The organism is Pseudoalteromonas sp. A22 (genome assembly GCF_018141345.1).
GTDB lineage: Bacteria > Pseudomonadota > Gammaproteobacteria > Enterobacterales > Alteromonadaceae > Pseudoalteromonas > Pseudoalteromonas maricaloris.
In genome coordinates this window covers 1926684-1944571 of the sequence record NZ_CP047238.1, presented here as the reverse complement: position 1 = coordinate 1944571, position 17888 = coordinate 1926684, and the positions used below count along the sequence as shown (strand labels likewise).

The window sequence follows — 17888 nt, the reverse complement described above, 5'->3', positions numbered from 1 at the left end:
GGCCTACATTGTAGTATAGAACAATGGTGAAAAGATGACGGGAAGCCCTACCCAACGAAGCAGGGCAACAAATTGTATTAAAGTGGTAAGGAAGTGCTGCGCTTAACGCAAGTCATTGTAACGTTTGAATGTACTTCTTGGACGAATTCTAAATTAAGTAAGTTATCACGAACAAATTGCTCATAGCCTTCAATGCCTTTCGAAATGATACGCAGCATAAAGTCCATGGTGCCTGCCATAGAATAGCACTCTGTCACTTCGTCATAACTTAAGATCAATTTTTCAAACTCGGCAAGGTTATTGCGGCCATGGTTTGAAAGCCTAACATGCGCATAAACTAACATATCAAATCCGAGTTTCTTCTCATCCAGCAATGCAACTTTGCCTTTGATGTAACCGTCTTGCTCTAATTTAGCGATGCGACGCCAACAAGGTGACTGAGATAGTCCCACTTTATCAGCGATTTCAGCGGTAGAAAGACTTGCGTCTTGCTGTAACAATGCCAGTATCTGGCGATCTACTTGGTTCAATGACATATCTATTCTAGTTTAGTTAGCACATCAGTCTATTAACCGATGCTGATTGTTATTCCCTGAAGCATAGCAAATTAAAAAATGCATACCACTACTATGCCACTTCCACTATATTTAACCAAATCGGCCACTCATAAAAGGATTTGTCGCCTTTTCGAAGCCAATTGAGGTATTTTCACCATGACCCGAATGCACCACAACCTCATCAGGCAAAGTAAACAGCTTATCTTGTATAGACTGTTTTAGCTGGGCTGCATCGCCTTTTGGAAAGTCAGTACGACCAACAGACCCTTTAAACAACACATCTCCTACTAAAACCTGTTTTGAGTTTGGTTCATAAAATACCACGTGCCCTGGAGTATGCCCTGGACAATGTCTGACTTCGAGAGCTAAGTTTCCCACCTTAACCTTATCACCATCATTTAACCACTTTGATGGTAAAAAAGCAGCATGATTAGGAAAACCAAACATTTGTGATTGCATTGGCAAGGCTTCCAACCAAAATTGGTCGCCCTGATGAGGCCCAATAATCTCGATATTAAAATGTTCACTTAATTCTGTACTTGCCCCCACATGATCAAGGTGCGCATGGGTAAGCAAGATCATGCTTGGCACTAACCCCTGAGTGTCCAACTGCGCGATAATTTTTTCCGCTTCACCACCTGGATCTACAATTGCAGTGGCTTGTGTTTCTGGACACACGATAACACGACAATTTTGCATAAACGGTGTAACTGGAATTGTGAACACTTGCATGGTTAGTTTGCTCCAAACGACATCAAAACAGGATATTTAAGATACGCATTATCATAAAACGGAGTTCTTGCATAAAGCCACTCCATCCTCGCTTTTGGATCGTTTGCAAACTGCTTGTCTTCACGTATTTTTTTATCGAAGGCTAGCGCCATTGCTGGATTTTGTTTTAGCATTTTTCGCGCAAAAGGTTCAAGTGCATAATTTTCAACATATTCTGTACGTTGGAAAATAGTATTGAACTCCCCCCAAGCAAAAAATGAGTCTGGCGCCTCTGGATGTAGCAAGTGAGTCACCAGCTCTCCAGATTTTTGTGCCGTTGCTACTTTATACCACCCACTGAGATCGACCTTGTCTGAGAGCTCCTTAATGTCAAAAGTCGCATTTACTCTAAAGCGCCCTTCAAAAGGAGCTGTATCGAACTTGTAGTCTTTTACTGTAGCTTGGCTTACTTTTTCCACTACCGTTCCATCCGGCAGTGTAGAAACGGTAATTCCGTGCAGTTTTAATTTTTCGACCACTTCCGGATATGCCGGGGGAATGTAAAACTGCTCAGGTACATTCACCGTTGTTTTTACTTCCTTCTGCCAATAAATTGGCAGCTTTTCATAGTCTTGCGGCTCGCCTAAATACTTAGCTTCCAAATGACCAGACAATGCACTTTCAAACTGCTTGTATTTGATACCTTTAAATTGAATGTAATCCGGCTCTTTTGCATAGCTGCGTTCGACAACCAATTGTTTCGGTGTGAATTCAGCCTCTTTTTGAACCGCTTCTCGTAATGCCTGAATATTGCTTGAAAGGCCACTGATAACGCCATCCATAAACACATAAGTGCCTAACACGCGCTGCTTATAGGGCTTCAATGAGTGATTCTCTACCAGTATGGTCGGCAGTCCTTTTAAATCTCCCCAACCATTTGAAAATCGTGGTGTTGCCACCCAACCAGCCAACCCTTTTTTAAAGTCTCGCTTATCCATCACAAATACAAGTGGACCTGGAATATGCCCTTGAGCGGCAAGCGCTGCATTAATTTGTGGCGAAATCTGATTCTCTAACACCTCAGCTATTGCAGGTGACTCACTTGCAAAAGTTGGGTTAAAACCATAAGTGACATCGTATTGGTAGTCTGCGCCATCCGTTACATGAACATCGATGTACAGATCCGGATTATATTCGTTAATCACCTGCATGACCGCCTTAACTCCTGGCGTATCCAATTTAGTGTAATCACGATTCAGATTTAAGTTATTGGCATTGGTTCTAAAGCCCATAACAGTCGGGCCGCGTTGATTTATACGGTTAAACTCGCTGCGCCTTTCATGCCCATCGACGTTGAGAATAGGGATAAAGAGTAAATTCACTTTCGTCAAGATATCACGGCGCTTACCGGTTGCAACATCGCGAAGCAACATAAACATCGCATCTTTGCCGTCAATTTCTCCGGCATGAATACCAGCTTGTACTAAAATGGTTGGCTTACCATTATTAATAACATTTGACTTGTCACCGCCCTGCTCCGTTGCAACAATCATCTTAATCGCACGATTACTATTGCTAAACCCAATCGTCTCTAGCTTAAACTGGGTCGGATTGGCGGCCACTAGGCGGTCAACGAATGCCATCGTGTCAGCATAATCAGGAGAGTCTATCGCACCGCTTAGTTCAAAATCAGTCGTTAATGGGCCCTGTTGTTGTAATAGTTGTTCACTTTTGCCCTGCCACTCTATCAAAGGTGGTAAATGACCGTTCATACCTAGCATTGCAGTAAGCATAATAATGCTGGAACTCATCATATTTCTCTATTCCTCTGCTTTTATCTGCCAATTATATCAATATTTTAGATATCGGCTTACAATGTGCGGTGATTCAACAAAAATTTGCAGTTAATCGCAGATAACCATAACTTTAGGGATCAAATGAGCGTACAAAAATCAATTTTAATCACAGGTTGTTCTAGCGGGATTGGTTATTACTGCGCTGTGCAATTGTCAAAAGCAGGATATCAAGTTATTGCTTCGGTTAGAAATGCAAAAGACTTGAATAAATTTGAAGGCACAGACATTCAATGTATTTTGCTCGACTTAGCGTGCGAGCAAAGTATAAATAATGGCTTTAACCAAGCTTTGACAATCGCAGATGGTCAGTTAGACGCGTTATTCAATAACGGTGCCTACGGCCAACCTGGTGCGGTAGAAGACTTGCCTACAGAGGTGTTACGGCAACAATTTGAAGTTAACTTTTTTGGCTGGCATACGCTCACCTGTCTCGCAGTTGAGCAAATGCGTAAGCAAAGCGCAGGCCGCATTATTCATAACTCATCCGTACTTGGATTAGTCGCTCTGCCATATCGTGGCGCTTATAACGCGAGCAAATTTGCACTTGAAGGACTTACCGACACCCTACGTATGGAGCTTTCAGGTAGCAATATTCAAGTTAGCCTAATAGAGCCAGGTCCAATCGTGTCTAAATTTAGAGAGAACGCGAAACACGCCTTTTTAGCGAATATCGATCACGAAAATAGTGTACATCACAATGCATATCAGGCGCAGCTTAACCGCTTAGGCTCAGAAGAAGCACCACAAAAATTTACCTTAGGACCAGAAGCTGTTTATAAAGCGTTGCAACACGCACTGAGTGCGAAGAATGCAAAGCCGAGATATTACGTTACGTTTCCAACCTATTTGATGGGATACTTAAAACGAATATTGAGCAGTAAGATGCTGGATAAAATCTTAATAAAAAACCGCTAACGCTTGCGTTGATAACGAGTATAAAACTAAAAAAGGAGCCTAAGGCTCCTTTTCAATACCAGGTTTAGTCCTAAGACTAATTCTAGTTCCGCTTATTAAGCAGCTAGACCATCTTTTGCTTTAGCAACTAGTGCTGCGAAAGCTACTTGGTCGTATACTGCGATATCAGCTAGGATCTTACGATCGATTTCAATCGATGACTTTTTAAGGCCATTGATGAAACGGCTGTAAGAAAGACCATTTTGACGTGCAGCTGCGTTGATACGAGCAATCCATAGTTGACGGAAAGTACGTTTCTTAGCACGACGGTCACGGTAAGCATATTGACCAGCTTTAGTTACCGCTTGGAAAGCTACGCGGTAAACGCGTGAACGCGCTCCATAGTAACCTTTAGCTTGCTTTAATACTTTTTTGTGACGTGCACGTGCAACTACGCCGCGTTTAACTCTTGCCATTTCTGATATCCTCTATTAAGCGAATGGTAACATACGATCGATTAGGCCTAGGTCATTCTTATGAACCATAGACTTAGCACGAAGGTGTAATTTACGCTTTGAAGATTTCTTAGTCAGAATGTGACGAAGATGCGACTGTTTACGCTTGTAACCGCCAGAAGCAGTCTTTTTGAAGCGCTTAGCAGCACCTCTGTGTGATTTTAGCTTATAAGCCATTTGCAATAACTCCGAATGATATTGCTTTAACACAATGTAAGTAGGCGGAGATAAACTCACTTGTAGGCCTAACTTACTACCTAAAACCGGTGAAGGATCAATACCTTACTTTAAAACCGGATAACGCAGGTGGCGTTAGCACTTGAGACCTGCGTTAAATTCGATGCGTATTATGCCGAGATTAAGACTTTTTAGCAATAGGCGCCATCATCATTATCATCTGACGACCTTCTACTTTTTTCGGGAAAGACTCAACTGATGCGATATCTTCCAATTCAGTCTTGATACGTTCTAGTAGATCAATACCAATCTCTTGGTGCGCCATTTCACGACCACGGAAGCGAATTGTGACTTTAGCTTTGTCGCCACCCTCAAGAAACTTGCGAAGGCTACGTAGCTTGACTTGGTAATCACCAACATCTGTACCAGGACGGAATTTAACTTCCTTAACCTGAATTTGCTTTTGCTTTTTCTTTTGTTCTTTTTGGATTTTTGCTTTTTCAAAAAGGAACTTACCGTAGTCCATCACTTTACAAACCGGTGGCTCAGCATTTGGACTGATCTCAACTAGATCTAGACCTGCTTCGTCCGCCATGTTTTGTGCGTCTCTTGTTGAGACAATGCCAGCTTGCTCGCCTTCAGCGTCAATTAAGCGAACCTCTTTCGCTGTAATCTCTTCGTTAATACGATTTTTCTGAGCGTTATTTTGCCCTTTTTTGCCGCCTCTAATGGTACGTTCCTCCAAAAAATTCAAAAGTAAATGCGTGCACCAGAAAAAGTAAAGTACACGCAAGTTTATATTTATAGTCGATTTTTAATCTCTTCGCTAACTTTAACGATGAAATCATCAATCGATAATTTACCTAAATCTTCACCAGTACGGGTTCTTACTGCAACTTCTTGTTGCTCGACTTCTTTGTCACCCACCACTAGTAAATAAGGTATACGTTTTAAAGTATGCTCGCGGATTTTAAAACCAATCTTCTCATTTCTCAAGTCGGCACAAGCTCTTATTCCAAGTTTATTCAACTTTTGTACAACTTCGTGGACATAATCCGCTTGTTTATCCGTGATATTCATGATTACAACTTGTTTCGGCGCAAGCCAAGTTGGGAACTGACCAGCATATTCTTCCGTTAGAATTCCAATAAAGCGCTCTAGTGAACCCAGAATTGCGCGGTGGATCATAACAGGTGTTTTACGCTCGTTACTTTCCGCAACATAAGTTGCACCTAAACGACCTGGTAGTGCGAAGTCTAATTGCACTGTACCACATTGCCACGCACGCTCTAAACAATCATACAGCGTGAATTCGATCTTAGGACCATAAAACGCCCCTTCACCCGGCAGATATTCAAACTCGATGTTGTTAACTTTTAACGCTTCAGCCAATGCAGCTTCCGCTTTGTCCCACATTTCGTCTTCACCAATGCGCTTTTCTGGACGAGTCGAAAGTTTTACAACAATCTTTTCAAAGCCAAATGTCGAGTAAGTGTCATATACCATTTTGATACAGGCAGATACTTCATCCATGATTTGCTCTTCTGTACAGAAGATATGCGCATCATCTTGAGTAAAGCCACGAACGCGCATCAAGCCATGTAGTGCGCCTGATGGTTCATTACGGTGACAACAGCCAAACTCAGCCATACGTAATGGTAAATCACGGTATGACTTTAGACCTTGGTTAAAGATCTGCACGTGACCTGGGCAGTTCATCGGCTTAATAGCATACTCACGTTTCTCTGACTCAGTCGTGAACATAGCATCTGAATACTTGTCCCAGTGGCCTGATTTTTCCCACAAGCCACGGTCCATCATCAACGGACCTTTTACTTCTTCGTACTGATATTCGCGTAGTTTTTCACGAACAAAATCTTCAAGCTCACGATAAATGCTCCAGCCATCATTATGCCAGAATACCATGCCTGGCGCTTCTTCTTGCCAATGCCACAGGTCGAGTGCTTTACCAATTTTACGGTGATCACGCTTTTCAGCTTCTTCTAAACGCTTAAGATACGCCTTTAGCTGCTTTTTGTCAGCCCAAGCTGTACCGTAGATACGCTGTAACATCTTGTTTTCTGAGTTGCCGCGCCAGTATGCGCCCGCCACTTTCATAATCTTGAAGTGGTGACAGAACTTCATATTTGGTACGTGCGGACCACGACACATATCAACATATTCTTCGTGGTGATATAAACCTGGGCGGTCATCTTTCGCGATATTCTCGTCTAGGATTTCCATCTTATAGGTTTCACCGCGTGCCGCAAATGCATCGCGCGCTTCTTGCCAGCTCACCTTTTTCTTTACTACGTCGTAGTCGGTTTTTGCCAACTCCAACATGCGTTTTTCAATCGCTTCAAGGTCTTCTTGAGTAAGCGAATGCTCTAAGTCAACATCGTAATAGAAACCGTTGTCGATGGTAGGACCAATCGCCATCTTAGCTTCTGGGAACAATTGTTTTACAGCGTGACCAATCAAGTGCGCACACGAGTGACGAATAATCTCAAGACCGTCGTCGTCTTTTGCGGTGATGATTTCAAGCGCTGAGTCATTTTCGATGAGGTCACAAGCATCAACACGAACGCCATTTACACGGCCAGCAATCGTTGCTTTCGCAAGGCCAGGACCGATGTCTTGAGCGACTTCTAGAGTAGTGACAGGGTTTTCAAAAATACGCTGACTGCCGTCAGGGAGAGTAATAACTGGCATGATAAATCCTATTTACAGTGGTGACACCTACAATGCATCACATGTATTTAATTAATTTTAAAGTGTGCCTATCAACGCTTTTACGAATAAGCATTGTCTTGCGCGAATTATCGCGGCTCATCCGAGGACTTTCGAATAAGAATCACTATTCTCGCGTGTTACTTGGCTAAGTGCAAGCCTAGAGCTAAAATTAATCTATTAATTTACAAATACTATTTTGGGATTATTCGTGGCCAAAAAGCGTTATCGGTTTGCAACCTTTAATCTACTAAATTTTGCAGCGCCGCCTTATTCTTTTTATCAACTTCATGAGCACTATAATGAAACACAGTGGCAAACCAAAACTCAGTTTATCACGGGACTCATTCAGCATATAAACCCCGATGTCATTGTGTTTCAAGAAGTCTTCTCACCTGATAGCTTACAGATGCTGTGCGAAGACTTAGGTCTTGTTCACTTTGCCACAGTCGATGCGCCAAGTCCTGATCACGTCTACCCATCGGTACTGTTTAAACCCGTGGTCGCTATCGCATCAAAACTACCATTTAAATCCTTTGCGCCGTTAGAGCCCTGCCCCGAATTACTCGAATACCTTAATAATCAACATCAATTTAAATTCAATCGCACCCCGATAAAATGTAAGTTCGACATTCCAGGCTTTGGGTTACTGGCGTGTTATGCCGTGCACTTTAAGTCTCAACGCGTACATTCAATGGCCCACATGCTGGGAGATTCCAATCAAGATGACCCGCTACTTACATTGCTTCACGAAACCGTAGGTACGATGCAGTCGCAGATATCACGTTCACTCGAAGCTTCCATCATTTATTACGATGCATTAAAGACACAAAGGGAGAAACAGGCTGCAACATTGGTGATGGGCGACTTCAATGATGCATTAGACAGCCCGGCATTATCTTTTATGACGCAAGCCTTTCCACCCGTCCTTGCTAGTAATGGCTTTGATAGTGTCGGGTTGTTCGACAGTTTTCTTTACGCTGACAACAACCACAAAGAAAAACCAGCCAGTCATTACTATCAAGGTGAGGGCAATGTACTTGATTACATTCTTTGTTCAAAAGAGTTCAATCCCAACCGAGAAACGCCCAGGGTGAAGTCGTTACATTACTACAGTTACGATGCTCACCTTGATCCAAAGCGTATGGACGAAGATATTTGCTATTCTGACCATGCAGCGATAGCAATAGAAATAACACTGTGAGATAATTCAATTTTTGCATAATCTGGACACGAAAATGAGAACACTTGGGGTTGAAATTTCAGGCAGCGAAGCTCTGCTTTGTATGCTAACGAAAGAAGATGATGTTTTTGATATTAGAGACATTCGTCAGCGCCGCTTTACGTTAAGTAACCAAGGGACAGAACTTGATGAAATGCGCAAGTTCCAATTCGACTTTGCAAAACTAGTAGAAGATTACGGCGTAGATTCTATCGCCATTCGTCAGCGCCCACACAAAGGTAAATTCGCAGGTAGTGCGGCTGGTTTTAAAATGGAAGCTGCAATCCAGTTAATTTCAGGTGTGGACGTGCAGTTACTTTCTGGCACTGAAGTTAAAGAGCAATTAAAAAGAAACCCAATTCCTGTTGACTATGAAGACACTGGGTTGAAAAAGTTTCAAGAGCAAGCTTTCATCAATGCCTATGTTTATATTCTTCGTAAAACATACGGCAAAGAAGAATAATCATATCAAGGGCCAGCAGTTACTTAGCTACTGGCCTTTTTATTTGCTTCCACACTTCTCTCCCCTGTAAATAATTCAAATATAAAATACTTGTAAAAAATTTGCTTTTATTTGATTCAGCCCTCCGCGCTTTTATGCTATTAATATAACCGTAATAAACCGCAAGGAGTGGATTTAGGTGTTACCTCAACAATATGGAAAAGCCGTTATTTTTAGCGCATGTTCGCTGATATCCGTAACAGCATTAGCAAATTCAAGCGCTAACCCTGCTTCTTTAATCTTTGGTGTTAACTCAGATAAACGTGTGTTTGAAAACACACAGTCACTCGAAAGCCAAATTCCAGTCAAAGGGCATTTAGATAGCAGCTCAGCAAACATTCAATATGCAGCAACCTATCATTCTATCGTCGGCAATTATTTTGAAGCAGAAAAACTCACCTCTGGGGTGATCAATCCAGATATGTTGCTAAACGATTATCGGCTAGTTCCTGCGCTAGAAATCATAGAGCAAAAGGCAACTGAAACGCATCTTACTATGGTAAACGAAGCGTATCATAATGCTAAACACCGAGCCCTAACGATTGCCCTATTGAAGCCTTTATATGAACAAGGCTATCGCTATCTTGCATTAGAAGCACTCACCCCGCAGGTAAGCGTTGAGCAGCAAATAAATAAACATGGCTTTACAACATACGAACATGGGATCTACACCATGGAAGCGACTTACGCTAGCTTGATATTTGAAGCCAAATCACTTGGCTACGAGATTATTAGTTACGATCACGACTCACAACAAGGTAGAGCCAAAGCCGCGGCTGAACACTTAAAAGAAAAAGTATTTGATAACAATCGTGATGCAAAATTACTCGTTCACCTCGGGTTTTCTCAACTAGATGAGCAAAACCAACTGGCGAGTGAACTCAAACAAACATTGACAATTAATCCACTCACCGTTGATCAGGTTCGCTTATCTGAGGTTCAATCAGTGAGTGGCAATACTCCTTTGCTGCTCGCACGAGTAGCAAGCCAATCTCAGCACTACTCTTCAGATCCGCAACGATTTGATCTTTCTGTAACTTGGCCCAAAACCACGAAAATCAATAATAGGCCAAGCTGGCTTTCCTCAACGTTTGATCTACAACAACAATCACTTGGTGTATGTAAAAAGGTTTTTCCATGCTATTTAGAGCTGTCATTTTTTGTCGATGACGGTAATAAGCTCGTCCCAATCGACAAAATTACAGTAGAAAAACCACATGATCTGGTCTATTTAAAGCACTATTCTACGCCACTGACTTTGAGTAGCTATGATGCTGTCACTGGTGAGCTCATTACACAAAAACTACTCAACCAAAAACAACTATAATCATTCGTGCAAATTGAGCACCAATCTGTGACTCGCGCATTTCATACTATCAAGGTAGACTAGCTTCTGAACAAATTTAGGGATCATCCATGTATCGAGTATTTGAACGCTTTACCAAACCCTTTCCCGAGCAAGAAGTTGGTCAGCCACCACACGGTTTGTTGGCTTTCTGTCGCTTCTATACTAAGGGAATGGAATTACCCTTATTATTTATGTCGCTAAGTGCTGCGATCCTCGCAATTTTGGAAGTAACATTATTTGGCTTTATGGGTGATTTGGTTGACTGGCTCTCCACTTATACACCACAAACTCTATTTGAAGCCAAACAAGCCGAGTTAATCCGAATGTCTGTGATCACGTTAGTGGCGCTGCCACTGTTAGTCTTTTTTCACAGCGCCATTTTGCATCAGAGTTTATTGGGTAATTACCCAATGGCTATTCGCTGGCAGGCACACCGCTACTTGCTAAAGCAGTCTATGACATTCTATCAAGACGAGTTTGCAGGACGTATTGCAACTAAAGTGATGCAAACTGCCCTAGCTGTGCGCGAATCAGTCATGAAACTACTCGATGTACTGGTTTATATTTTAGTGTACTTCACCGCAATGCTCGCGCTTGTTGCAAGCAGTGATATACGTTTGATGATCCCCTTGGTTATTTGGCTTGGCTGCTATATCTGTTTCCAGTTTTATTTTGTTCCTAAACTAAAACGCGTTTCTAGTGAGCAGGCTGACGCGCGCTCAGAAATGACGGGAAGGATAGTTGATAGCTACACCAATATTTCAACCGTAAAGCTTTTCTCTTATACCAAACGAGAAGAAGAATATGCCAAAGACAGCATGGATGTGTTTATTCAACCTGTTTATAAGCAGATGCGCTTAGCAACTAGTTTAAATGTTAGTATTCAGGCCTTAAATTATCTGCTGGTATTTTCCGTTGCCGCTCTTTCAATCTACTTATGGTCATTTAATGCAATAACCGCTGGTGCAATTGCGATTACAGTAGGTTTAGCCTTACGTCTAAATGGCATGGCACAGTGGATAATGTGGGAAATTAGCGGCCTATTCGAAAATATTGGTACCGTTGCAGACGGCATGAACACACTCTCAAGACCACTTGATATTGTTGACCAACAGACAGCGCCACAGTTAGATTTTAAAGCCGGAAAAATCGACTTTTGTAACACTACCTTCGCTTATAAGCGTAAAGATGCAGCGAGACAACATAACGTCATCGACAACCTGAACCTACATATCAAACCCGGGGAGAAAATTGGTGTAGTTGGCCGCTCAGGTGCGGGGAAGTCGACCTTAGTGAACTTATTACTGAGATTCTACGATACCGACGGCGGCAGCATCGAAATAGATGGCCAAAATATTGCGAAAGTAAAACAGGAAAGCTTAAGACGTCATATCGCCATGGTGACGCAAGATACTTCTTTGCTCCATCGCAGCGTGCGTGACAATATTCTTTATGGTCGCCCTGATGCATCAGAAGAAGAATTAATAGCCGCAACAAAAGAAGCGCAGGCTTACGATTTTATCCAAGACTTAGAAGACAGTCACGGTAATACTGGCTTTGACGCACAAGTAGGTGAACGCGGTGTGAAACTATCAGGTGGCCAACGCCAACGTATCGCCATTGCCCGTGTATTACTAAAAAATGCGCCAATTTTAATTTTAGACGAAGCCACTTCAGCCTTGGATTCTGAGGTTGAGCAAGCTATCCAAGAGAGCTTAGATGCACTGATGGAAGGTAAAACCGTTATTGCAATTGCCCATAGGTTATCCACGATTGCACAAATGGACAGATTAATCGTTATGGATGAAGGTCGGATAGTAGAAGAAGGAAGCCATCAATCCTTGCTAGCTTTAGGTGGTATTTACGCCAAACTGTGGTCACATCAAACCGGTGGATTTATTGGCGTTGAGTAACGCCATTACAAAATAGCGAGACCGCCTTTTCAACTAATATATCAAGCTCTGCTTCTGGAAGCGGAGCTTGCCATTTTATCGCGCGTTCCCAATAGCCTAGCTTTTTCAGTGCGCCCCAAAAGTACGCTGCGGCAAAGTCCGCATCAAAACTACCAAGACACCCTGAATTCGCAGCATCTTCGAACCATTGGATCATCGCGGCTTCACAATGACTAAACTTTTCATTTAAATTCTGTGCTTGCTCAAAGCTACGCATCGATTCAATCATCACAATACGCGACAAACGCATATAATCCTCGTCATTCAACAAAGTCATTGCGCTTTTCGCAAGATGTTGCAGTTGCACTGAAAAGTCATAGTTTGGGATAAATTGTATCGCAGTTATCGGCTTAATTCGCTCAATTAACAGCTCAACAACGGCATCAAAGAGCTCGTCTTTGGTCGAGTAATGCTTGTATAACGTGCGCTTTGATACTTCCGCTGATTGACTGATCGACTCCATCGTCGTCGCCTGCAAGCCTTTTTGAGCGAATTCTTCTATCGCTGCACATAAAATTGACTGCTGTTTTGGTGAAAGTTGCGTCATTTACTTATTCTGTCTTTAATTAATAGTGGGAAAAGCGAGCCATTGATAGCTGCTACTCACATGGTCAGTTGTATACCAAGAATCACCTCTCTATACAGAGGTAAGCCTTCTTCGTAATAAATCAACATTCCCTTTATTTTAATCAATAAAGTCGTTAATAAAAAGTACACATGATCGTATACCTAAATTGAAGAAAAGTACACGCAACCGTTTACCTTTTATTTCTTTAAGTATACACTACCGTTTACTTGTTTAATTGTCGAACAAATAGCCTTTACTTTGGTGTGGTTAAGGTATGAAATGAAGTCACTTGACTGATTGCATCCAGTTGAGTGTGCGTTATTAAAGGCAAATTGCAAGGTAGTTCCCCGTCGAAGCCGGGGCAGCATAAAATGATAATATAGGAATTGGAGTGTTCATGTATCCAGCATCAATACGCAGTCGTGTTAAACACCTATCTTTTTTAATGCTCACGTTAGGCACTTTGTCAGCGTGTTCAGAAGCACCACAGCAAGGGGGCCATGCAATGCCACCTGCGCAAGTGAGTGTACAACAAGTTACTACTCAATCAGTACCTTTCGATATCGAACTTCCGGCCACTCTCGCGGGAGATAAAGAAGTCGAAATTCGTTCTCGAGTGTCTGGGATCATCGAATCTCGCAACTTTGAGGAAGGTCAGTTTGTAAAAGCTGGTCATTCATTATTCACCATCGAGCTTAAACCTTTTGAATTAGCGGTAGAAAAAGCGCAGGCAGCACTTCAGGCAGCAAAAGCAAACGTTGATCAAACTAAGCGCGAGAGCGAAAGGCTTGAGCGTTTGAAGAACGAGCGTTCAGTATCAAAGCGCGACTTTGATAACTCAGTATCGGCTTACGATATTGCAGTTGCGAATTTAGAATCTGCAAAAGTCGCGTTGAGTGAAGCTAAGCTGGACCTTGAATATGCCAAAGTTGAAGCACCAGTTTCTGGTATTGTGGGTCGTGAGCTGATGTCAGAAGGCAGCTATGTTTCCGGTCCGAGTGTACTATTAACTGAACTTACCGACATCAGCACCATTCGTGCTCGCTTTGGCTTCTCAGAGCGTGAGCAGCTTACAATGCGCCAAGATGTAGAAAATGGCTCATTGTCATTACCGGAAAACAATGAATTTGATACTACGATTATTCTGCAAGATGGTTCACTGTACGGACAAGCTGGTAAAGTAAACTTTAGCGACGTCCGGGTAAACCGCTTTACGGGTACCAGTGAGTTACAAGCTCGTATTCCTAATGAAAATGGTGAGTTAAGACCGGGTCAGTTTGTGCGAGTTAAGCTCTCTGGTGCGGTACGCAATAATGCCGTTGTACTTCCACAAAGAGCGGTACTAGACAATGGTACGGGGAAATTTGTCTACATTGCTACCAAAAATGAACAAGGTGCAACCGTAGCCCTACCTGCGCCGGTCAAAGTTGGTGAATGGGTCAAGCTTAATAATGAGAATATGTGGGTTATTCGCGAAGGCTTAAAAGAAGGTCAACCTGTCATCGTTGAAGGTATGGCGAGGATCTTCTTCCCTGGTATGCCAGTGTCTGTGAGCGAGCAAGGGGAATAATCTGATGTTCTCCAAATATTTCATAAACAGGCCTATTTTTGCCTTTGTTATCTCTATCGTGATAGTGCTTGCCGGGCTTGCTGCTATGCGCAGTTTGCCTGTTGCACAGTATCCCGAAATTGCACCACCTCAAGTTGAGGTACGCGCGGTATACCCTGGTGCATCAGCAGATGTATTAGAACAAACTGTTGCAACCCCTATAGAAAACGCGATCACCGGTGTTGAAGGCATGATGTACATGACATCAACCAGTACGAACTCTGGCGTAACGACGATCGCAGTTACTTTTGAGATTGGAACGGATGTTGATCAAGCTGCCGTAGATGTAAATAACCGGGTGAAGCAAGTAGAAGCTCGTCTCCCTGAAGAAACTAGACGCCAAGGCGTGGTGGTTCAAAAGACATCTTCTAACTTCTTACAAGTACACGCATTCTATTCGCCAGATGGTACTCGAGAAAGTCTCTGGACATCTAACTACGTCACCATGAATATCCTTGACCGCGTCAAACGCATTCCTGGTACGACTAACGTGCAGATTTTCGGTGCTAAAGACTATGCCATGCGTATTTGGTTGCGCCCGGATATTATGAGTCAACTGCAAGTCACAGCTGACGATATTGCGGGTGCAATTAGAGAGCAAAACTCTCAGTATGCAGCGGGTAGTATTGGTGCAACACCGACATCTCAAGACGCGCAATCGCTCGTTTATAGTGTCACCGCGAAAGGACGTTTATCGACGGCTGAAGAGTTCGAAAATATCATCGTTCGTGCAAACCCTGATGGCTCAACACTGCGCCTTAAGGATGTTGCTCGCGTAGAGCTTGGTTCTAAAGACTATAACTTCCAAGGTACTATTAACGGTAAGGAAGCGGTATTACTCGGTGTATTCTTACAACCGGGCGCGAATGCGCTTGACGTGGCTAAAGCAGTAGAGGCTGAAATTGAACAGATCAAACCTCAGTTCCCTACAGGTCTCGCTCACGTTAACTCTTACGACACCACACGCTTTGTAGAAGTCTCAATTCGAGAAGTGTTAAAAACGCTTGGTGAAGCAATGATCTTGGTATTCTTAGTGGTTTACCTGTTCTTGCAAAACTGGCGTGCAACGCTAATTCCAACGCTTGCAGTTCCGGTCTCGTTACTTGGTACATTTGCAGGTCTCTATATGCTCGGTTACTCGATTAACACGCTTACGCTGTTCGGCATGGTGTTATCGATTGGTATCGTGGTAGATGACGCCATCGTAGTACTTGAGAATGTCGAGCGGATTATGCATGAGCAAGGCTTGCAGGCTAGAGAAGCAGCGGTTAAAGCGATGCAAGAAGTAAGCGGCCCCGTAGTCGCGATTGTATTGGTATTGTGTTCGGTGTTTGTACCTATCGCTTTCCTGGGTGGGTTAACAGGCGAACTATTCCGCCAATTTGCGATCACAATCTCCATCTCTGTAAGTTTATCCGGTGTGGTTGCACTGACAATGACGCCTGCACTTTGTGTATTGCTGCTTAAGCACGAGCACAAACAAGATGCCAAGTTTTTCTTGTGGTTCAATGACTGGTTCCATCGTGTAACCGGACGCTATGTTGGCACGGTTAGCTTTATGGTTCGCCGTGGTTTTGTAGGCCTAACATTGATGGTAGCGATGATTGGTGCAACGGTATTCCTGTGGCAAAAAACACCAAGCTCTTTGGTACCAGACGAAGACCAAGGTTACTACATGATAGCGGTGTTTTTGCCTGACGGCTCTTCATTAGAGCGCACCGCTAAAGTGGCCGATGAAGTGATAGCTGCTGCAAAGTCTAACCCTGCTAACGAAAACGTCGTGGCGTTTACGGGAATGGACTTCATCGGTGGTGGCTTCAAAAACAGCGCGGCGACTATGTTCGTGACACAAACACATTGGGATGAACGCGATGTGTCAGCGAAGGAACTAGTTGGTGAGCTATTTATGAAAACCGCGCATATTAACGAAGCATTAGTGCTGGCGTTTAACCCACCGCCAATTTTCGGCTTGGGTACAACAGGCGGATTTGAAGTCTTCTTGCAAAATAAAGGCGGCTCTGATCCCGCTAAATTGAAGCAAGGCATGCAGATGATCATGGCCGAGGCGCAGAAGAGCCCAATCCTTACAGGCATTCAAACGCTATGGCGTCCTGATGCACCGCAGCTAAAGGTACATATGGATCGTGAACAAGCGCGTGCCATGGGGGTTAATATCAATTCTGCGTTTAACGCACTTGCAGCAAATTTAGGTAATTACTACGTCAACGACTTCAATAAGTTTGGCCGTGCATGGCAGGTGATTATGTCCGCAGAAGCCGAGTTTAGAATGACACCGGAAGATGTAGGCCGCATTTATGTGAAAAACAATCGTGGCGAAATGGTACCAATTTCTGCATTTACGGATGTTGAGTATAGTCGCGGTCCGGAAACCATGAATCGTTACAATAACTTATCTGCAGTTAAGTTAATGGGCGAAGCAGCACCTGGCTACAGCTCAGGTCAAGCTATCGCGGAGTTTGAGCGTATCGCCAACAAAGTACTACCACCAGATATGACTTTCGAGTGGACGGGTTCCGCGTTCCAAGAAAAGCAAAACTCTGGCACAACTGGTATTGCACTCGGTATGGCCGTGATCATGGTATTTTTGATCCTCGCAGCACTTTATGAGCGCTGGTCATTGCCATTCTCGGTTATGTTAGCGCTACCATTTGGTACTTTCGGTGCCTTGGTCTCAATCTGGATTGCTGGGCTGACCAACGACGTTTACTTCCAAATCGGTTTGGTTACCCTACTGGGCCTTGCAAGTAAAAATGCCATTCTTATTGTCGAGTACGCGCTAATGAAATATCAAGAAGGATGGAGTCCAGCAACCGCAGCCCTTGAAGCAGCGAGACTGCGTTTTAGACCTATTATCATGACTTCACTTGCTTTCATACTTGGCGTAGTTCCGCTGGTTATGAGTTCTGGAGCTGGAGCAGGAGCAAGACACAGTGTGGGTACTGGCGTAATGGGTGGTATGCTCTCGGCTACCTTCCTTGCAGTATTCTTCTTGCCCCTGTTCTTTTACTGGCTAATGGCAAGACGGATGTCAGAGAAGCGTTCTAAGCAAGAACTTTCAGATGAAATCGCGAAGCATCATAAAGATGAGCATGTCGATACAGATGAAGGATTAGCTTAATAACATCCCTTAAGTTAAACCACAAAACGCCTGAATTTTCAGGCGTTTTTTATATGTCTGATAAAGCTACTACCACCTTTCCACTACCTTGCCATTACACACTTTATC

Annotated in this window: 15 protein-coding genes; 7 read left to right on the top strand and 8 right to left on the bottom strand. The window is 43.3% G+C overall.

The window, feature by feature from the left end; translation table 11 throughout:
• Positions 1 to 77: 77 nt before the first annotated feature.
• From GSF04_RS13530 to GSF04_RS13520, 3 genes are all read right to left on the bottom strand, one after another.
• Positions 78 to 536, bottom strand: a complete 459-nt coding sequence (locus tag GSF04_RS13530; RefSeq protein WP_010376979.1) for an Lrp/AsnC family transcriptional regulator — start codon at positions 534 to 536, stop codon at positions 78 to 80.
• Positions 537 to 647: 111 nt separating this feature from the next.
• Positions 648 to 1289 (bottom strand): MBL fold metallo-hydrolase, encoded by a 642-nt coding sequence (locus tag GSF04_RS13525; RefSeq protein ID WP_069019112.1) that lies wholly within the window; start codon positions 1287 to 1289, stop codon positions 648 to 650.
• A gap of 2 nt (positions 1290 to 1291) precedes the next feature.
• On the bottom strand, positions 1292 to 3079 hold the full coding sequence (locus GSF04_RS13520) for a M14 family metallopeptidase (RefSeq protein WP_026000935.1): 1788 nt from the start codon (positions 3077 to 3079) through the stop codon (positions 1292 to 1294).
• Positions 3080 to 3205: 126 nt separating this feature from the next.
• On the opposite strand from GSF04_RS13520, the gene GSF04_RS13515 reads away from it, so the two are divergent.
• Complete coding sequence (locus tag GSF04_RS13515; protein ID WP_211859791.1) at positions 3206 to 4039, top strand: SDR family oxidoreductase; 834 nt, start codon at positions 3206 to 3208, stop codon at positions 4037 to 4039.
• 95 nt (positions 4040 to 4134) lie between these two features.
• On the opposite strand, the gene rplT is transcribed toward GSF04_RS13515, so the two are convergent.
• The 4 genes from rplT to thrS all read right to left on the bottom strand — a co-directional run bounded on the left by rplT (position 4135) and on the right by thrS (position 7422).
• Complete coding sequence (gene rplT / locus GSF04_RS13510; RefSeq protein WP_010376973.1) at positions 4135 to 4494, bottom strand: 50S ribosomal protein L20; 360 nt, start codon at positions 4492 to 4494, stop codon at positions 4135 to 4137.
• A gap of 15 nt (positions 4495 to 4509) precedes the next feature.
• Positions 4510 to 4710: a 50S ribosomal protein L35 gene (gene rpmI / locus GSF04_RS13505; RefSeq protein WP_010604868.1), complete on the bottom strand. Its 201-nt coding sequence runs from the start codon at positions 4708 to 4710 to the stop codon at positions 4510 to 4512.
• A gap of 181 nt (positions 4711 to 4891) precedes the next feature.
• Complete coding sequence (infC, locus tag GSF04_RS13500; protein ID WP_017217300.1) at positions 4892 to 5455, bottom strand: translation initiation factor IF-3; 564 nt, start codon at positions 5453 to 5455, stop codon at positions 4892 to 4894.
• A 56-nt stretch (positions 5456 to 5511) separates the two neighbouring features.
• Entirely contained in the window at positions 5512 to 7422 is a 1911-nt protein-coding gene (gene thrS / locus GSF04_RS13495) for a threonine--tRNA ligase (RefSeq protein ID WP_017217299.1), read from the bottom strand.
• A gap of 229 nt (positions 7423 to 7651) precedes the next feature.
• Here thrS and GSF04_RS13490 point away from each other — a divergent pair, with 229 nt between their 5' ends.
• The 4 genes from GSF04_RS13490 (at position 7652) to GSF04_RS13475 (ending at position 12425) form a co-directional block, all read left to right on the top strand.
• Complete coding sequence (locus GSF04_RS13490) at positions 7652 to 8644, top strand: endonuclease/exonuclease/phosphatase family protein (protein WP_010604870.1); 993 nt, start codon at positions 7652 to 7654, stop codon at positions 8642 to 8644.
• 34 nt (positions 8645 to 8678) lie between these two features.
• Positions 8679 to 9125: a DUF3010 family protein gene (locus GSF04_RS13485; RefSeq protein WP_010604871.1), complete on the top strand. Its 447-nt coding sequence runs from the start codon at positions 8679 to 8681 to the stop codon at positions 9123 to 9125.
• Positions 9126 to 9303: 178 nt separating this feature from the next.
• Positions 9304 to 10491 carry a hypothetical protein gene (locus tag GSF04_RS13480; protein WP_211859790.1) on the top strand — a complete coding sequence of 396 codons (1188 nt, stop codon included), beginning with the start codon at positions 9304 to 9306 and terminating at the stop codon, positions 10489 to 10491.
• Positions 10492 to 10580: 89 nt separating this feature from the next.
• Complete coding sequence (locus GSF04_RS13475) at positions 10581 to 12425, top strand: ABC transporter ATP-binding protein (protein WP_211859789.1); 1845 nt, start codon at positions 10581 to 10583, stop codon at positions 12423 to 12425.
• On the opposite strand, the gene GSF04_RS13470 is transcribed toward GSF04_RS13475, so the two are convergent.
• Positions 12409 to 13011, bottom strand: a complete 603-nt coding sequence (locus GSF04_RS13470; protein WP_010604874.1) for a TetR/AcrR family transcriptional regulator — start codon at positions 13009 to 13011, stop codon at positions 12409 to 12411. The genes GSF04_RS13475 and GSF04_RS13470 overlap by 17 nt on opposite strands.
• Positions 13012 to 13429: 418 nt before the next feature.
• Here GSF04_RS13470 and GSF04_RS13465 point away from each other — a divergent pair, with 418 nt between their 5' ends.
• Positions 13430 to 14602, top strand: a complete 1173-nt coding sequence (locus tag GSF04_RS13465) for an efflux RND transporter periplasmic adaptor subunit (RefSeq protein ID WP_039495769.1) — start codon at positions 13430 to 13432, stop codon at positions 14600 to 14602.
• Between the two features lie 4 nt (positions 14603 to 14606).
• Positions 14607 to 17780 (top strand): multidrug efflux RND transporter permease subunit, encoded by a 3174-nt coding sequence (locus tag GSF04_RS13460; RefSeq protein WP_211859788.1) that lies wholly within the window; start codon positions 14607 to 14609, stop codon positions 17778 to 17780.
• Positions 17781 to 17888: the final 108 nt, after the last annotated feature.

Excerpts from the sequence above, each read along its gene's own strand:
- GSF04_RS13525 (WP_069019112.1), bottom strand. The coding sequence starts at position 1,289 with ATGCAAGTGTTCACAATTCCAGTTACACCGTTTATGCAAAATTGTCGT.
- rpmI (WP_010604868.1), bottom strand. The coding sequence starts at position 4,710 with ATGGCTTATAAGCTAAAATCACACAGAGGTGCTGCTAAGCGCTTCAAA.
- rplT (WP_010376973.1), bottom strand. The coding sequence starts at position 4,494 with ATGGCAAGAGTTAAACGCGGCGTAGTTGCACGTGCACGTCACAAAAAA.
- GSF04_RS13485 (WP_010604871.1), top strand. The coding sequence starts at position 8,679 with ATGAGAACACTTGGGGTTGAAATTTCAGGCAGCGAAGCTCTGCTTTGT.
- GSF04_RS13475 (WP_211859789.1), top strand. The coding sequence starts at position 10,581 with ATGTATCGAGTATTTGAACGCTTTACCAAACCCTTTCCCGAGCAAGAA.
- GSF04_RS13520 (WP_026000935.1), bottom strand. The coding sequence starts at position 3,079 with ATGAGTTCCAGCATTATTATGCTTACTGCAATGCTAGGTATGAACGGT.
- GSF04_RS13460 (WP_211859788.1), top strand. The coding sequence starts at position 14,607 with ATGTTCTCCAAATATTTCATAAACAGGCCTATTTTTGCCTTTGTTATC.
- GSF04_RS13530 (WP_010376979.1), bottom strand. The coding sequence starts at position 536 with ATGTCATTGAACCAAGTAGATCGCCAGATACTGGCATTGTTACAGCAA.
- GSF04_RS13465 (WP_039495769.1), top strand. The coding sequence starts at position 13,430 with ATGTATCCAGCATCAATACGCAGTCGTGTTAAACACCTATCTTTTTTA.
- GSF04_RS13515 (WP_211859791.1), top strand. The coding sequence starts at position 3,206 with ATGAGCGTACAAAAATCAATTTTAATCACAGGTTGTTCTAGCGGGATT.
- GSF04_RS13470 (WP_010604874.1), bottom strand. The coding sequence starts at position 13,011 with ATGACGCAACTTTCACCAAAACAGCAGTCAATTTTATGTGCAGCGATA.
- thrS (WP_017217299.1), bottom strand. The coding sequence starts at position 7,422 with ATGCCAGTTATTACTCTCCCTGACGGCAGTCAGCGTATTTTTGAAAAC.